Origin of the sequence: Bacillus taeanensis (assembly GCF_003318295.1) — a bacterium.
GTDB lineage: Bacteria > Bacillota > Bacilli > Bacillales > UBA6769 > Maribacillus > Maribacillus taeanensis.
In genome coordinates, this window is record NZ_QOCW01000019.1 from 1 (window position 1) to 15,188 (window position 15,188).

Sequence of the window (15,188 nt, forward strand, 5' to 3'; positions counted from 1 at the left end):
ATGTGGAAATGGTTAAAAGGAAGCGTCATCGCCAATTGTTTCTATCAAAATCGAGCTGAAATCTGTTCTGCCGTTGATGAATTTGTACGTTTCATTCAGGATGTTCCTCAACAAGTACTAAAAAGAATTAGCGATATTCATATGTCGATAAATTAACCTGAACTTATATATTTCAAAATACCCTAGCACAATTTCATGGAAGACCTGAATTAGTAGAACAAATGAATTGAGAGAACTGCTGTAAAATATAGTTATTTCTTACTGAAAAATCAGGTGACTTTTCTTGAATTTCTGTAGAGAATGGATATTCAAGAACGATCTTCCATCTTCCATTAAATGACGCATTGCTTTAATATGGAATGCGCCTAGCAGGATTTAAAAAGTTTCCTCCTTATTCTCCTTATTATGTTTTTTAATAAACTGACTAATTATTTTATTTAATTCATTCGACGCTTTTGTAGGAATACGATGGTTTACATTTTCAATGAAATATAATTCGTTACATGGTAATTTCTCATGTAATAGTTTGGCATAATAATGAAATTGTTTATCCTTCTTCCCATAGACCAGTATAGTTGGAAGATTGATGTTACCTAGCTGATAGGTACTATTATAGTGCAAACTATAATGGTAGTACTGCTCGATGTTTCTGGCATCTCCTTTTTGAGCAGCTGTAAACATCTTTTTGAACAGCTTTGGAGTATTTGAGTTACTCCAGGATATAGACCACGCCAAAACAGGCACAGCTCCAGCCTTAGCAAGCTTTATTCCAAAAGAAATCTTCTTCTTTAGATGCGCATCACTTACTTCAGACATTCCGCTGATTAGAATCCCTCCTAAAGCTCGGTCTACAGAAGTCAGCAAAAATTCCAATACAATAGATGCCCCGGTAGAATAGCCGCAAATAAATGCTTTTTTAACTCCCAAATGATTCAATAATAATTTTATATCATCAACAATAAGAGGATAGGTTATTGGCTTGTTTGAATAATCACTTCTTCCGTGACCTCTAATGTCAAAAGTAATTACTTGAAAATTACGCGATAATTCCTCTATTTGGTATTCGAAATTAACAGAAGTAAGTACAGGCGGGTGAATAAAAACAATAGGAATCCCTTTTCCCTTAACAGTAAAATATAGGCTAGTCCCATTAACATCCAACATTGGCATGTATTTAATCACCTCAAGTTATTAAAAAAATTAATCCATTTGTTATAAAAGGATAATATAAATCGGTTCATAATATACAATAAATCATTATAGAACATTTCTTTACTTGAAGATTTTCATCTTTCTATACAGACCAAAAATAACAATATATTACAACCTTTTTTTAGACATCGACCATTTTAATCAGTTAAGTTTTTAATATTATTCTATTGTCAGATTTTAAATATACAAAAGTTCCTTAAAGAATGTTTTGGTGAGGTTCCTTAGTATAAGAAAATGTCACTTTGTTATTCACATATTTAATAATATTGTTGAAATGGTACAGTACCCTTTCAGATAATTTTTGAATGGATGCTTTTAATGCAATTACAAAAACGAGGTGAAGGCATTAAAAATGGAAAAAGATAACCGAAATAGTAAAGCGTGTGAGTATTGTGGTAAGGTTGGAATGAATCAATTTAAAAGAATTAAAGTGAATGAAGCGACTATCCATTATTATTGCAGTCATTGTTTAGAGTTTGTTAGAAAAGTTAAAAGTAAGGAATGAATTTAAATTAATGGAGTAATAAAGTTTTTTATATTTTACAGCTTTATGTCTCTCAATAGAAATGAGAGACATATTTTTTTGTATTAAAAGAGTAAAAATTTGCAAAATGTATATATTAAAACTGTTTTCACTTTAACAATGTAAGGAGGTTAAATAATGAAACAGAAAGTAATGTTCTTAATCATGTCGGCTCTTCTTTCATTAAGTATGTTATCTGCATGTAATTTAGATAACAATAATGAAATAAATGATCCTGAGGATGTGAACTATGAACCAGTTCGCTATGACCGTACTAACGATAGAGAGATTGACACCAGAGGTGCAGATTTAGATACGGACCCTCGAAATGTACGTGATCGACAAGAGCCTGATACACCATTTAATATGGATGAAGAAGAACCAGATTTAGATGAAGAACCATCAGAAGAACGACGTGGTTGGTAATTGTGTATAACGTCTTTCTCAATTGAAATTTATAGTTAATATAGAGAGGAAAGAAGTACTTAAAAGAAAAGTACAAATTCTTTAAACTTCATTCTCCCTCTAAAAAAATTCCTGTAATTTAGTACAGGAATTTTTTTATGTATAAATCGGTTAATCGATCTGTTTAATCGTGAAACCTGCTATAAAGATTATTGTACCGTGTTTTCACAATAATAAAGTAAACTCCATTATAAAAGGTTGACTGCTTCTGGGTATGGATACCCATAAATTTACAATGAAATATGCTGTTATTATTAGTTATATTGCAAATCCTATTCTAGAATAAATCTAGTAGAGGTGTAGATGGTGGAAAAGAAAGTGTTGATATTATCGGAGGCCGTTGGTAATGGTCATACAAAAGCTGCAGAAGCGCTAATGCAAGGGATTTCTAATCTTGATCCTTCTATCCATACAGAAATTTTAGAGGTTGGGCAGACACTTCATCCTATTACCACGAAGCTGTTCGTTAATTCTTATCTCAAAATGATCATTTTGTCTCCTCCATTATGGAGAAAAATATATGACTATAAGCAAAACAAGCCTCTTTCCAAATGGAAGAAATTTATTATTCATCAACTGTTTCACCGCAAAATTGAAGTTCTCCTTGATAAGGAAAAGCCAAACCTTATCATCTGTACGCATCCATTTACCAGCTCATCTATATCTCGATTAAAGAGACTAGGTTATCGGTTTACTTTTTGCACAGTGATAACCGATTTTCATGTTCATGGAGCATGGGTTCATTCTGAAGTAGATATTTACTTGGTATCGAGTGAGGATGTGTATCATCAATTAATACAGATGGGAATACCTAAAAGTCGTATTGCCGTTACAGGGATGCCTATAAGACCTAATTTTTGGATCAAGAAAAATAAACAGGAAATGAGAAAAAAATTAAAATTAAAGAATATTCCTTCTGTCATGATCATGGGAGGAGGATTGGGTTTAGGTGGAATCAAAGGGCTCGCTCATGCTCTTTTAAAATGGAAAGAAAAACTTCAAATCATAGTATGTACAGGGAACAACCAAGCACTGAGAAGTGCTTTGTTACGAAATGAAAAGTTTCATCATCCTCATGTCTGTATTTTAGGGTTTGTTAATTTCATTGACGAGTGGATGGAAGCTGCTGATTTACTCATTACAAAGCCAGGTGGATTAACCTGTTTTGAGGCATTATCAAAAGGGATCCCTATGTATATATATCGACCAATTGCCGGTCATGAAGAAAAAAATTGCGACTTTTTAGTAAATAATCATTTGGCTGTAAAAATTGATGATACGAATACAATTGATCGTTTGATTCAAAAGTTACTCTTCTCCCCCCAAGAGATGAAATTTTTGAACAATAGAATAAAGGAATTTCAAGAAAACATAAATCCACTGGCAAGTGCTGAATTTATTACGAACCTCCTTTTTCAACAAGATGATTTGAGTGATGTTCGATACGAAAAATAAATAAACATAGAGTTGTCCTAGGACGATGGAAGAAGTTTATTTAAATCTCAATTTAAATGAACAAATTGGAGCTATTTAGTGATTATTGTAATAAAATGATTGATTTAGTAGTTCTTACATACTTTTGATGAAAACATATGAGAAGAAGTAATAAAAAGTGAGATCATTACTAAAAGTGCGTAAGAACCTTAAAATTAAATTTTTTCATGAACAAACCATTCTGATTATACTATTAGTACTCATAATTTTTTGGAGAGGGTTTCATTATGCATATTACTTCCTTATTTCTTGGACTAGTTATTGTATTGAATATTTTTTTTGCGATTATTGTTATTTTTCGGGAAAGACGAGATGCTAGTTCCTCATGGGCTTGGTTATTGGTTCTGTTTTTTATTCCTGTACTCGGATTTGTTTTATATCTCCTTTTTGGACAAAATCTCAGCCGTCATAATCTCTTTCAATGGGAGGGTCGTAAAAAGATTGAAAGCGAAAAAATGTTAGAAATACAATTAGCTCAGCTTAGTTCTCAGCAATTCCGATTTCGTAATCAAGCAGTAAGAAACAGTAAAGATTTAATATATATGCATTTGATGAACAATGCTGCTGTCTTAACTGAAGACAATTCAGTGGAATTGTTTGTAGATGGTCAAAAGAAGTTTAACGCGTTGTTTAAAGATATCGAAGGGGCAAAGGACCATATTCATTTGCAATATTATATTATCAAGAAAGACGAGCTTGGTAAAAAACTTATAGAAGTTCTAACTAGGAAAGCAAAAGAAGGGATTAAAGTACGTGTTTTATATGATGAACTAGGTTCGAGAAGATTAACTAAACGATTTTTCAAAGAATTTCGTGGAGCTGGTGGTGAGGTGAGCGTTTTTTTTCCTTCCAAATTCCGCCTCATCAATCTACGATTAAATTATCGAAATCATCGTAAGTTAGTTATTATTGACGGGAAAATTGGTTATGTAGGCGGTTTTAACGTTGGCAATGAATACCTTGGCTTAGATCAGAAATTTGGATATTGGCGAGATACACATTTAAGGATACAGGGAACAGCTGTTCATGCGATTCAGACCCGTTTTATTCTCGATTGGAATCAGGCATCTCATTGTCATGATATTAGCTATATTCCAAATCACTTCCCAGGAGATATTTCTCAAGGAAATGTCGGAATGCAAATTGTTACAAGTGGACCTGATTCTGAATGGGAACATATAAAAAATGGATACATAAAAATGATCTCATCAGCCAAAAAATCTGTCCTCATCCAAACGCCTTACTTTATTCCAGATGCGAGTTTATTAGATGCTCTCCGAATTGCATGTTTATCAGGCGTTGAGGTGAAAATTATGATTCCTAACAAACCGGATCATATGTTTGTATATTGGTCAACTCTTTCCTATAGTGGTGAATTACTTAAGGCTGGGGCAACGATCTATATATATGACAATGGTTTTATTCATGCCAAAACCATTATTGTAGATGAAAAAATATCATCTGTTGGAACAGCGAATATTGATGTAAGAAGCTTTAAATTAGATTTTGAGGTGAATGCTTTTCTATATGATCAGGAAATTGCTCAAAGATTGACCAAAACATTTAACGAGGATGTAAATGTGTCTAGGGAGCTCACCCTTGAACAGTATCAACAACGTTCACTATGGATACATTTTAAAGAATCGATATCTAGGTTATTATCCCCTATCTTATAAAAGTAACAGATACTATTCTGAAAGTGTAAAAAACATATCTGTATTAGGGGGGCGCCATTTTCGGTTGTTCGTACGTTAAAACTAATTATGCCAATGCCTCGCATAATTTTTTGTAAATAATGTTTCGCTCTTTTACTCTTTGCATAGTAAATTTGCGTAAAACGACAATCCTGTTCTCCTTAATCTACTCAAATTTGTTTAAAGATGAGTATGTTGTACAGAATTAAGTGGTCACCCCCTCAAATGAAGGGGACACTTTTTTCAACTGATTAGGGTCAAATACAATGTAACTTTCTTTTTTTACACACAAGTTCCTTTTCTTCCATGTTTTCCACGGTAAAAACAGCATAATAACCCCTAATATCTTTCGTAATGAAAAGCGTCTTCAGCTTTTCATTTTCAGCTACAATCATCTATTAGTAGAGGTGATTTATCAAAGTTGAAAGATCAACTTTTCCGTTTCTCATTAATTCAATCGCAACTTCTAGTGCTTTCATCTTCTTTTCTTGATACTCTTCAGTACTATAGGCAAATCTTCCTTGTTTAATGTTAAGCTTAACAATTACTAGATATATTAGATCAATTATTTTTTAAAGATAGTGTTGCTTTAAACGGTAAATGGTCAGATGCGTTGGGACTTTGTGTTACCACTTCTGTTTCAACAACTTGAAAATGACGGCTGCAAAATATGTAATCTAATCTCATTCTCGGTTGAACTGATGGATAAGTCCAACCCTTTCCCTTTCCTGTTCCTGCAGCAATATGCCAAGCATCTTGCATTTCATCGGTTACTTTTTTCCACCCTCTTGATCCCGGTTTCATATTCCAATCCCCCATAATAATAACAGGATGAGAATTCCGATGAAGCTGATGTACAATAAAATCTGTTTGCTTTTTATGAAGAAAGGGATTAAGACTTAGGTGGGTCACATTTATTTGGCATAACTGTTTATTTAGCTGAATGGCTGTTTCAAGTAAGGATCTTCCTTCAATGAGTCCACGGATAAAATCAAACGGATAACTCTTTTTTGTGACAATCTGATATCGAGATAAAAGGGCATTCCCATATTGACGTACTGTTGTTGAATGTTTGGGTTTTAAAGAGAGAGAGGGACTGAACGCCTGATTCATGTTCAATTGTTTGGCAAGCCAACTGATTTGGTCTTCATAGTGACTCCGTTTAGAAAAATGTTTATCAACCTCATTAAGACCAATGATATCTGCATTACTTTTTTCAATAACTTCCGCGATTCTGTCCAAATCTAATTGTTTATCTATTCCTTTACCATGGTGGATGTTATAGGTCATGACCTTGATTTCCATCATATTTCCTCCTTTAACTCCTGCTCATTAACGTTATTTACATAAAAAAGAAAAAGGATTCCATATTAATAACTAGTAAGAGATAGATGGATTGTAAATTAATGTTATTTTTATTCGTTTATTTAAAGAAAAAAGAAACGGAGAGGAGTAATGAATGTACTGAATCAATTATTTTATAAGAAATAAACAAATTTTATTTAAATAAATGGCTAAAAGGATGAAGAAAACATGGATACACAAGCTAAAAAGAAACATGTTATCATGCTTATTATTGATTCCTTGATGAATCCGCCCCTGCAAGAAGCTGTTAAACAGGGAAAAGTTCCCGCACTAAGTTTTTTTATGGAACATGGACATCATTATCCAGATATCGTCAGTTCTTTTCCGACGATGTCTGTTAATATTGACAGTACGCTTCTAACCGGTACGTATGCTGATGTTCATAAACTTCCTGGATTAGTTTGGTTTAATGATAAAGAAAAGCGCCTTATTAGCTATGGCGGCCATATAAGAGAGCTGATAAAACTTGGTCTTGTAAAGTCACTGAAAGATATTCTTTATCATTTAAACAATACTCACTTAAGCAAAGAAGTGAAAACTATTTATGAAGAACTCGCTGATAGAGGAAAATTATCAGCTTCGATTAACGGGCTGATGTACCGCGGGAGCACGGAGCATCTCTTAAAAATCCCCAAGTTAATAACCCTTTTTATGCCGCTTGGAAATATGACAACAAACGGACCACACTTGTTTACTTACGGAGCTTTATCTCAGCTTAGTCAATTGAACCGAAATAATCATTTTTGGCAAAAATACGGATTCAATGATAAATTTGCTGCTCAAGAATTAAAACATCTTATTCAAACAGGCAATCTTCCAGCTTTTACACTCGTTTATTTTCCGAACCATGACCAAAGTGTCCATAAAAACGGCCCGATGGATATAAAAGGAATTGAAAAAGTAGACAGACATCTTCAAAACGTGTTAGATGCTTATGAGTCTTGGGAAGAGGCTTTACAAGATAATATTTGGATTGTGATGGGAGACAGTGGACAAGCCGCCATCTATGGAGATCGAAAAACAGCATTAATTGATTTAAAACAATTATTCAAATCTTACCGGGTGATGAAATTAAAAGAAGGTGTACAAGAAAACGATCAAATTGTACTCGGTGTCAATGAGCGAATGGCGTTTATTTATTCTTTAGACCTCAAGCGTTTACCGCTTGAGAATATAGCGAAAGTTTTACAAATGGACGATAGAATCGATGTGATTGCTTGGAAAAATAAAGAATATATTGATGTAATATCTTCTGGAAGCGATGAAAAGCTCCGTTTTAAACCTAATGGAAAATATATTGATCCGTTTGAACAATCTTGGTCTTTAACAGGTAATACAGATATTTTAGACCTTACATTAAAGAGTAATGAAGTTTTTTATGATCACTACCCGGATGCATTGGCTCGATTATACAGTGCCCTCACTTCTCATGAAGGCAATTATCTCGTTATAAATGCAAAACCAGGATTTGAATTTATTGGTGAAGGCTCTCCGACTCATGTTGGAGGGGCAAGTCATGGAGGATTGCATAAACGGGATTCGCTCGTACCAATGATTGTGGCTGGAACCAATTCTTCTCCAAAACATTTACGAATGATCAATTTGAAAGATTGGATTTTAACGCTTATCAATTAATAAACTAGGCTCTTGCAATTTCAATTCAGTAGCTAAGTCGTTTTTACTTTTTAATAAGAGACCGTGTTCATTTCAGTAGGGTTCTTGAAAATAAGGTCGGAAATCCTAGGAAAATGAATATCCTTCACTGCCTACATGCATATGCTTACAATACAATGAGACCATTATGTGTCATCAATAATCAAGAATGTAGCTGTCATTACATCTCTTTGTTTTAATCGAGATCGAGCATGTTGAATTTTCCTAATTAAGAATTGAAGACGATACCTTTCCATTCGGTTTGAACAATAGAGAGATTCATTTAAAAACGTGTCATAATTACGATATTGGCTTGTAGATCGACAAATTTGGTTAATATTCATGCGGTCATCACAAAAGTGTATAGATCTGTTAGTCCAATTCACATCGAAGCCTCTTCTAGCTCATTTAGTCACTTTCTCTCTACCTTTACTTTCATGGGATTTTTAATTTTGGTAATAATATCTATAATTTTGGAAAAATCTAAGAGAAGTGTGATTTTTGTCACTATTTTTATTTAAACAAAAAAATACATCTATGTGAGGTTAGCTGAAGTGGAAACAATTATGATTGGAATTGATGTTGGGTCTACTACGGTAAAAGCAACCGTAGTCGATCCAAATACGAAAGAGATTCTATGGTCTGATTATCAGCGCCACAATACAAAACAGGCTGAAAATGTGTTAGAATTTTTGGTTCGTATCGGCAATGAATTTTCTGAAGTACCGAAAGAAAAGATTCGAGTGTTTATTACGGGATCCGGCGGCGGCCCAATTGCTGAGCATATCGGTGCCAAGTTTGTTCAGGAAGTGAATGCGGTTACGATGTCAGTTGAACAACTGCATCCTGATGTAGGGAGTGTAGTTGAACTCGGAGGACAAGATGCCAAGATCATTATTTTTAAAGAAAATGAGGAGATAGGTGATAAGCAGGCGATTACTTCGATGAATGACAAATGTGCCTCTGGTACTGGTGCTACGATTGATAAGTGCGTAATTAAGGTAGGAATGCCGGAAGCAGAGGTCGCAAAGCTTGATTTTGATGACTCCAAGCTGCATCATGTGGCAGCGAAATGCGGTGTTTTCGCAGAAACGGATATTGTGAACCTCGTGAAAAGCAGCATTCCTTCTTCGGAAATCATGTGTTCTTTGGCGGATGCGATTGTGATGCAGAATCTTTCTGTATTGACCCGCGGGAATACATTGCGGCATAAAGTTCTCTTGTTGGGTGGTCCGAATACATACTTACCGTTTCTTCAGCAATGTTGGCGCAAGCGAATTCCTGAATCGTGGGAACAGCGGGGTTACAATTATCCGAAAGAGTTACCGATCGATGAACTCATTTTTGTGCCGGAAAATTCTCAGTATTATGCTGCATATGGTGCTGTCATTTACGGACTTCATGAACCGAGTGAAGTTGGCCGCTACAAAGGGTTAGAAGAATTGAAGACATTTATTACCCATGGACGAAAGGCAAAGCTCGGCGAAAAAGCCGGTGCGCCGTTAGTAAAAAGCGCAGAGGAATTGGAAGAGTTTCGCCGTCAGTACAGTATTCCTAAATTTAAGCCAGCTTCCTTTGAACCGGGGCAAACAGTTAGGGCAGTCATTGGTCTTGACGGAGGTTCCACTTCATCAAAGGCTGTGGTAGTTGATGAAGACGGAACGATTCTCCTTAAAGAATATCAGCTTTCGAAAGGAAATCCGATTCAAGATACGAAGGAGCTTCTCGGGAAGATTTATGAAAAAGTTCATGCAGCTGGTGCGAAGCTGGAAATTATCGGTTTTGGGGCAACCGGCTATGCTGCGGATGTCTTGGAAAAAACATTAAAAGCGGACGTCAATATTGTGGAAACAGTTGCTCATATGATGAGTGCCGTTCATTTTTTCGGAGATATTGACGTGATCTGTGATATTGGCGGCCAAGACATCAAAGTCCTTTTTCTGAAAAATGGCGATATCCGAAACTTCCGCTTGTCAAACCAATGTTCAGCTGGGAACGGCATGCTGCTGCAGGCGATGGCTGACCAGTTTGGGATTCCTGTTCAAGAGTATGCCGAAACCGCATTCAAAGCTGACCTGAGTCCGAAATTCTCTTATGGTTGTGCCGTATTTCTTGACTCCGATCGAGTAAATTTCCAGAAGGAAGGCTATGCAAAGGAAGAGCTGTTGGCGGGACTTGCCTTAGTGCTTCCGAAAAACGTCTGGCAGTATGTCGTACAAATTCCGCGTATGGCAGAACTTGGCCGCAAGTTTGTCCTGCAGGGAGGGACACAGCATAATCTAGCTGCTGTGAAAGCGCAAGTTGACTATATTAAAGAGAGGGTTCCGGATGCTGAGGTGTATGTACATCCACATACGGGGGAAGCCGGCGCAATTGGAGCTGCTATGGAAACGCTTCGTGTCGTAAAGCGGCGTGGGTATTCCACTTTTCTTGGGCTTGATGCAGCGATTGGCTTAAGTTATACATCCCGCAATGATGAATCAACCCGCTGCAACTTTTGCCCGAATAACTGCAGCCGCACGTTTATCGATACGACTGCACCTAATGGGCAAACCGCTCGCTATATCTCAGGTTTTAGCTGTGAAAAGGAACGGTTGAAAACAAGGAAGCAATGATTCAGCTGACCCAAGAGCGCAACCAGCTGAAAAAACAATATCCTAATCTGATTGACTATGAATCACGAAGAATGTTCAGGCATTTCTACGATCAAGCTCCGATGCCTTCACCAGAGCAACCTATAGAGGATGTCAAAGCTAAAACGGGTTTATTAGGTCTTGGGATACGAAAAAGTAAATTTACTCGTCAGTTTCAACGTTCTTCTACAGAGGCGATGGAACGACGGAAACAGCTCCGTATAGGCATCCCGAAAGTGTTGAATATTTGGTCGACAGCCCCATTTTGGCGAACTTATTTTGAAACACTTGGCATCGAACAGAAAAATATCGTATTCAGTGACAATACGAGTGAGGAAATGTGGCAGGAGGGCGGCAAGTATGGTTCGATTGATCCTTGTTACCCGTCAAAGGTAGCACAAGCGCATATTCATAATTTGCTGTTCAAACACCATACAGAGCACAAAGCGCTGCACGCAATCGTTTTCCCGTGCATCACCCATATTCCAACTCATCTGCAGAATGTAGTGGATTCCACCAGCTGTCCGATTGTTGCCGGGGCACCGAATGTCATTAAAGCCGCTTTTACGAAAGAAACAGACTTTTTCAAGGAAAGAGGAATTACTTATTTCGATCCGGCGGTGACATTTACAGAACCGAATATGCTGAAAAGCCAGTTATATGAAGCGTTTAGTAATTTCTTACAAATAACAGAAGATGAAAGTAATTTTGCAGTAGATCAAGCATGGAAGGCAATGGAGATGTTTGATCAGGAGATGCAGGAAAAAGGAAGAATGATCCTTGAGCAAGTCGAAGAGGAAAATCGCATTGCCATTCTTATGATCGGACGTCCTTATCATTCGGACCCAGGACTTAACCACAGCATATTGGATGAATTTCAGGTGTTAGGCTATCCGATTCTATCGATGCGCTCGATTCCGAAAGATGAAGTTTGGCTGCGCCGCTTTTTCAAGGCTGATTTAGAAGGTGGAAGAAAAGATCGATTTTCTGGCTTCAAGACGTGTTTTGTACGTTGTTTGATACACAAGTTCTTTCTTAAGTATTCCGTGAAAAGATTCAATACAAGCATTATCATAACAGTTTCCTTTGCGGCTCATGCTGCTTGTCATTTCATATTCTTTTAGTAGTTTCTGATAGTCATTGGAGGCATATTGAACGCCACGATCGGAATGATGAATGAGGCCTTTCCCAGGTTTCTGACGGTTGTAAGCCATTTTTAACGCATCCATGACCAACTCTTTTGTCATGGTGTGATTCATCGACCAGCCAACAATTTTACGAGAGTAAAGGTCCATCACGCTCGCCAAATACAACCAGCCTTCGTTGGTCGGGACATACGTGATATCGGCTACCCAAGATTGATTTGGCTGATCCACACGAAACTGACGGTCTAATACATTTTCACTTACAGGGTGTTTATGGTTTGAATTTGTCGTCGCTTTGTATTTTTTGACTGTACAAGACTTCCACTGGTTGGCTGTCATAATACGCGAAACCGTTCTCCCACTGACCTTTACACCACGCTTATGTAACGTTTTCGTAATCTTTACACTTCCATATCGCTGCTTAAATTCTAGGTGTGTCCGTAAGATGATTTGGGTCAGTTGTTCATGTTTCTTTTGTCGATCACTTTTAGGACGATTTAACCATTTGAAATAGCCACTTTTTGAAACTCCCAAAACGAAGCACATCTTCTCCACTCGGTAATGGGAGCGATTCTTATGAATAAATTCAAACTTTACCGAGGGCTTTTCGCGAAGTAGTGCATCGCCTTTTTTAGAATCTCATTTTCCTCTTCCAACTCACGTAATTGCTTTTTTAATGCTTTTAATTCTGCATCTGAGTCTGAAAAGGTTTGGGCAGCTTTCACTTCAGGCTGCTGGCTGTATTTCTTTATCCAACCATGTAACGTGTTTTCATTGACACCTGTTTCTCTCGCCACTTGTGCCACAGGTTTATTGTTCTCTAAAATATATTTGACCGTTTCTTGCTTAAATGTTTCATCGTAACGTTTTCCTTTTGCCATAGAGGCACACCTCACAAATTGTTATTTAGTTTATTATAACAATCCGTGTCCACTTTTTAGTCTAGCATCATAAGCGATCCATCTCCCTCTCAATTGCTTTTGACAATATTTCATTGCATATCTTTCGCATCCATTGATAAAGAAGAAATTAAATAGGGCGATCATTAGTAGAAATTCTAGTAATAATGAACAAAATGGCTATAGTATAAACGCCTAGCTCCTTAAGAGTATTAAAAATAGGGAAAGAGGATATAATAGATAACTAGATTAGACATACAAGCATTCTTCTAACGAATAGGTATGAGGACGAAAGTAGATAAAAAATAAATGAGAAGACCAATGATAATACGGGAAAAAAGGAGGTCTTCTGTTCGGCTATGGAGAAAGCAAAAATTGGTGCCATTCAACTATTTGCCATGATGTTTATATTTGAGATGGGAACTGCAGTGGTTATAAGTTATGGATCAGCTGCTAAAAAGGATGCCTGGCTTGCTATTCTTTTAGCAATGTTTGGTGGAATTATCTTTTTTTTTTATTTATTACTTTTTATTTCGTCACTATCCCAACCTATCATTCATTGGACATGCTAGAAAAGCATTTGGTAAATATTTGGGATGGATTATTGGATTGTTATACACCCAATTCTTTTTATATATTTCTGCTAGAAATGTGCGAGAGTTTGGTGAACTTCTGCTTACGTCGACATTACCGACTACACCCTTATTCGCAATTAATGCCTTATTGGTTCTTGTTATTTGTTATGTCCTTTATCTAGGAATTGAAGTAGTAGGGAGAACAGCAGAAGTATTTATTGTCATATTGTTCTTGTTTGGAATAGTAGGGAATTTTTTGATCCTTATTTCAGGTAATATCAATCTTAATAATTTGCAGCCGTTTCTAGCAGATGGATGGAAGCCAATTTTAACGACAGCATTTCCACATCTGATTATTTTTCCTTTTACTGAACTAATTGTTTTTCTAATGCTTCTTCCTTACTTAAACAGACCTAAGGCTGTAAAAAAAAGTGTGGTTGTCTGTCTTGATTTCATCCGGTCTTATCTTAAGTTGGACAGCAAGTTTAAATATCGCTGTTCTTGGAATCGACCGAGTGGAGCGGTCCATCTTTCCTTTATTATCTACGATGGGTATGGTAAGTATCGCGGAATTTTTGCAGCGACTTGATGCTATTGTTGTCTTAACCATGTTAATAACAGTATTTTTCAAAGCATCTATCTATTTATATGGTACTGTAATCGGAGTGACTGAGTTATTCAAGCTAAAAAATTATCAACGAATCCTTTTACTAACTGGGGTTATTCTTGTTTTTTTCTCAATGGTAATAGCCCCACATACTATCGAACAGTACGAAGAAGGTTATAGCGTTGGTCATTATTACCTTAACCTTCCTTTTCAAATAATTGTTCCTTTGCTAATGACGCTTCTTGTCATGTTTCGTAATGGTTTCAAGAAGAAAAATAAAGCTAAGGATAAGAAATAAACTAACATCACTTATACCAAAATACCTATTATTTTGTATTAAAAAACAAATTCCAAATAAAAAGAGAATGTGATACTTCTTTTTGGTACCAATGAAATGATAATAGCATACCAACTAATGCAAGTTCTCCAGCTAAGTAAAACACTGTAACAAAGCCTGTTTGCTGACTAAGAGCACCTGCCATAAATGGTCCAAGGAAAATGCCTAATACATAAAGAACTTGGAAAAGTTCCATTGCTGTTGCTCTTTTAAAGAAATTGATTGAATAGCCATTCCCATTAAGAGTGGGATCGTCATTCCTTGTACAAAGCCGTTAAATGCTTGTGTGATATGTAAATGGGGATATGTTCAATCAAAATTAATATGTTTTTCCTTCACAAAAAAATTCACACTCCCCATCTAAAAAGACAAGAACTTCCATCACATCATGACTGTGTAAGCGGAATAACGAATCTAATTGAGAAAATTTTTCTGCTGATTTGTTATGTTTCTTAAGTCTCCTATAGGACTGCGGATGTTTGCTGAAGTAATAAATTTCAAAATATTGGTTGATGAAAGGCATAAAAATAGATTGCTCCATATTGGCGCTCTCCTCTCATACAGCAATATTTACAATCTTTTTAGC

General features: G+C 36.2%; 13 protein-coding genes and 2 pseudogenes. 8 read left to right on the forward strand and 7 right to left on the reverse strand.

The window, feature by feature from the left end:
* Nucleotides 1–375: 375 nt before the first annotated feature.
* Nucleotides 376–1,170 (reverse strand): alpha/beta fold hydrolase, encoded by a 795-nt coding sequence (locus tag DS031_RS16035; protein WP_113807085.1) that lies wholly within the window; start codon nucleotides 1,168–1,170, stop codon nucleotides 376–378.
* A 703-nt stretch (nucleotides 1,171–1,873) separates the two neighbouring features.
* On the opposite strand from DS031_RS16035, the gene DS031_RS16040 reads away from it, so the two are divergent.
* The 3 genes from DS031_RS16040 (at nucleotide 1,874) to cls (ending at nucleotide 5,370) form a co-directional block, all read left to right on the forward strand.
* Nucleotides 1,874–2,161 carry a hypothetical protein gene (locus tag DS031_RS16040; RefSeq protein ID WP_113807086.1) on the forward strand — a complete coding sequence of 96 codons (288 nt, stop codon included), beginning with the start codon at nucleotides 1,874–1,876 and terminating at the stop codon, nucleotides 2,159–2,161.
* A 345-nt stretch (nucleotides 2,162–2,506) separates the two neighbouring features.
* The gene (locus DS031_RS16045; protein WP_113807087.1) at nucleotides 2,507–3,655 is read left to right on the forward strand and encodes an MGDG synthase family glycosyltransferase; all 1,149 of its coding nucleotides are present in this window, start codon (nucleotides 2,507–2,509) and stop codon (nucleotides 3,653–3,655) included.
* A 266-nt stretch (nucleotides 3,656–3,921) separates the two neighbouring features.
* Complete coding sequence (gene cls / locus DS031_RS16050) at nucleotides 3,922–5,370, forward strand: cardiolipin synthase (protein WP_113807088.1); 1,449 nt, start codon at nucleotides 3,922–3,924, stop codon at nucleotides 5,368–5,370.
* A gap of 579 nt (nucleotides 5,371–5,949) precedes the next feature.
* Here cls and DS031_RS16055 read toward each other — a convergent pair.
* Nucleotides 5,950–6,693 (reverse strand): endonuclease/exonuclease/phosphatase family protein, encoded by a 744-nt coding sequence (locus tag DS031_RS16055; protein ID WP_113807089.1) that lies wholly within the window; start codon nucleotides 6,691–6,693, stop codon nucleotides 5,950–5,952.
* A gap of 228 nt (nucleotides 6,694–6,921) precedes the next feature.
* On the opposite strand from DS031_RS16055, the gene DS031_RS16060 reads away from it, so the two are divergent.
* A complete protein-coding gene (locus DS031_RS16060; RefSeq protein ID WP_113807090.1) occupies nucleotides 6,922–8,388 on the forward strand; it encodes an alkaline phosphatase family protein in 1,467 nt (488 codons plus the stop codon).
* A gap of 164 nt (nucleotides 8,389–8,552) precedes the next feature.
* Here DS031_RS16060 and DS031_RS23365 read toward each other — a convergent pair whose 3' ends face one another.
* The gene (locus tag DS031_RS23365) at nucleotides 8,553–8,792 is read right to left on the reverse strand and encodes a hypothetical protein (protein WP_142675786.1); all 240 of its coding nucleotides are present in this window, start codon (nucleotides 8,790–8,792) and stop codon (nucleotides 8,553–8,555) included.
* A gap of 180 nt (nucleotides 8,793–8,972) precedes the next feature.
* Here DS031_RS23365 and DS031_RS16065 point away from each other — a divergent pair.
* A pseudogene (locus DS031_RS16065) lies at nucleotides 8,973–12,013 on the forward strand (BadF/BadG/BcrA/BcrD ATPase family protein); the annotation flags it as partial.
* Here the strand turns inward: DS031_RS16065 and DS031_RS24710 are convergent.
* Together DS031_RS24710 and DS031_RS16075 are read right to left on the reverse strand one after the other, a co-directional pair.
* Entirely contained in the window at nucleotides 11,999–12,766 is a 768-nt protein-coding gene (locus tag DS031_RS24710; RefSeq protein ID WP_425451979.1) for an IS3 family transposase, read from the reverse strand. The pseudogene DS031_RS16065 and the gene DS031_RS24710 overlap by 15 nt on opposite strands.
* Nucleotides 12,767–12,777: 11 nt before the next feature.
* A complete protein-coding gene (locus DS031_RS16075; protein WP_113807092.1) occupies nucleotides 12,778–13,065 on the reverse strand; it encodes a transposase in 288 nt (95 codons plus the stop codon).
* A gap of 377 nt (nucleotides 13,066–13,442) precedes the next feature.
* Here DS031_RS16075 and DS031_RS24225 point away from each other — a divergent pair, with 377 nt between their 5' ends.
* The 3 genes and pseudogenes from DS031_RS24225 to DS031_RS24500 all read left to right on the forward strand — a co-directional run bounded on the left by DS031_RS24225 (nucleotide 13,443) and on the right by DS031_RS24500 (nucleotide 14,563).
* Nucleotides 13,443–13,655: a GerAB/ArcD/ProY family transporter gene (locus tag DS031_RS24225; RefSeq protein WP_245947475.1), complete on the forward strand. Its 213-nt coding sequence runs from the start codon at nucleotides 13,443–13,445 to the stop codon at nucleotides 13,653–13,655.
* Nucleotides 13,579–14,025: pseudogene (locus DS031_RS24230) on the forward strand (GerAB/ArcD/ProY family transporter); the annotation flags it as partial. The gene DS031_RS24225 and the pseudogene DS031_RS24230, both read left to right, overlap by 77 nt.
* A gap of 64 nt (nucleotides 14,026–14,089) precedes the next feature.
* Nucleotides 14,090–14,563: a GerAB/ArcD/ProY family transporter gene (locus DS031_RS24500; RefSeq protein WP_342767255.1), complete on the forward strand. Its 474-nt coding sequence runs from the start codon at nucleotides 14,090–14,092 to the stop codon at nucleotides 14,561–14,563.
* Nucleotides 14,564–14,591: 28 nt separating this feature from the next.
* On the opposite strand, the gene DS031_RS16085 is transcribed toward DS031_RS24500, so the two are convergent.
* Nucleotides 14,592–14,798 (reverse strand): hypothetical protein, encoded by a 207-nt coding sequence (locus DS031_RS16085; protein ID WP_113807093.1) that lies wholly within the window; start codon nucleotides 14,796–14,798, stop codon nucleotides 14,592–14,594.
* A gap of 123 nt (nucleotides 14,799–14,921) precedes the next feature.
* On the reverse strand, nucleotides 14,922–15,143 hold the full coding sequence (locus tag DS031_RS16090; protein ID WP_181833191.1) for a hypothetical protein: 222 nt from the start codon (nucleotides 15,141–15,143) through the stop codon (nucleotides 14,922–14,924).
* Nucleotides 15,144–15,188: the final 45 nt, after the last annotated feature.

Coding starts and splice junctions, on each gene's coding strand:
- DS031_RS16035 (WP_113807085.1), bottom strand. CDS start 1,170: ATGCCAATGTTGGATGTTAATGGGACTAGCCTATATTTTACTGTTAAG.
- DS031_RS16040 (WP_113807086.1), top strand. CDS start 1,874: ATGAAACAGAAAGTAATGTTCTTAATCATGTCGGCTCTTCTTTCATTA.
- cls (WP_113807088.1), top strand. CDS start 3,922: ATGCATATTACTTCCTTATTTCTTGGACTAGTTATTGTATTGAATATT.
- DS031_RS16055 (WP_113807089.1), bottom strand. CDS start 6,693: ATGGAAATCAAGGTCATGACCTATAACATCCACCATGGTAAAGGAATA.
- DS031_RS16060 (WP_113807090.1), top strand. CDS start 6,922: ATGGATACACAAGCTAAAAAGAAACATGTTATCATGCTTATTATTGAT.
- DS031_RS16075 (WP_113807092.1), bottom strand. CDS start 13,065: ATGGCAAAAGGAAAACGTTACGATGAAACATTTAAGCAAGAAACGGTC.
- DS031_RS24225 (WP_245947475.1), top strand. CDS start 13,443: ATGGAGAAAGCAAAAATTGGTGCCATTCAACTATTTGCCATGATGTTT.
- DS031_RS16085 (WP_113807093.1), bottom strand. CDS start 14,798: ATGGAACTTTTCCAAGTTCTTTATGTATTAGGCATTTTCCTTGGACCA.
- DS031_RS16090 (WP_181833191.1), bottom strand. CDS start 15,143: ATGGAGCAATCTATTTTTATGCCTTTCATCAACCAATATTTTGAAATT.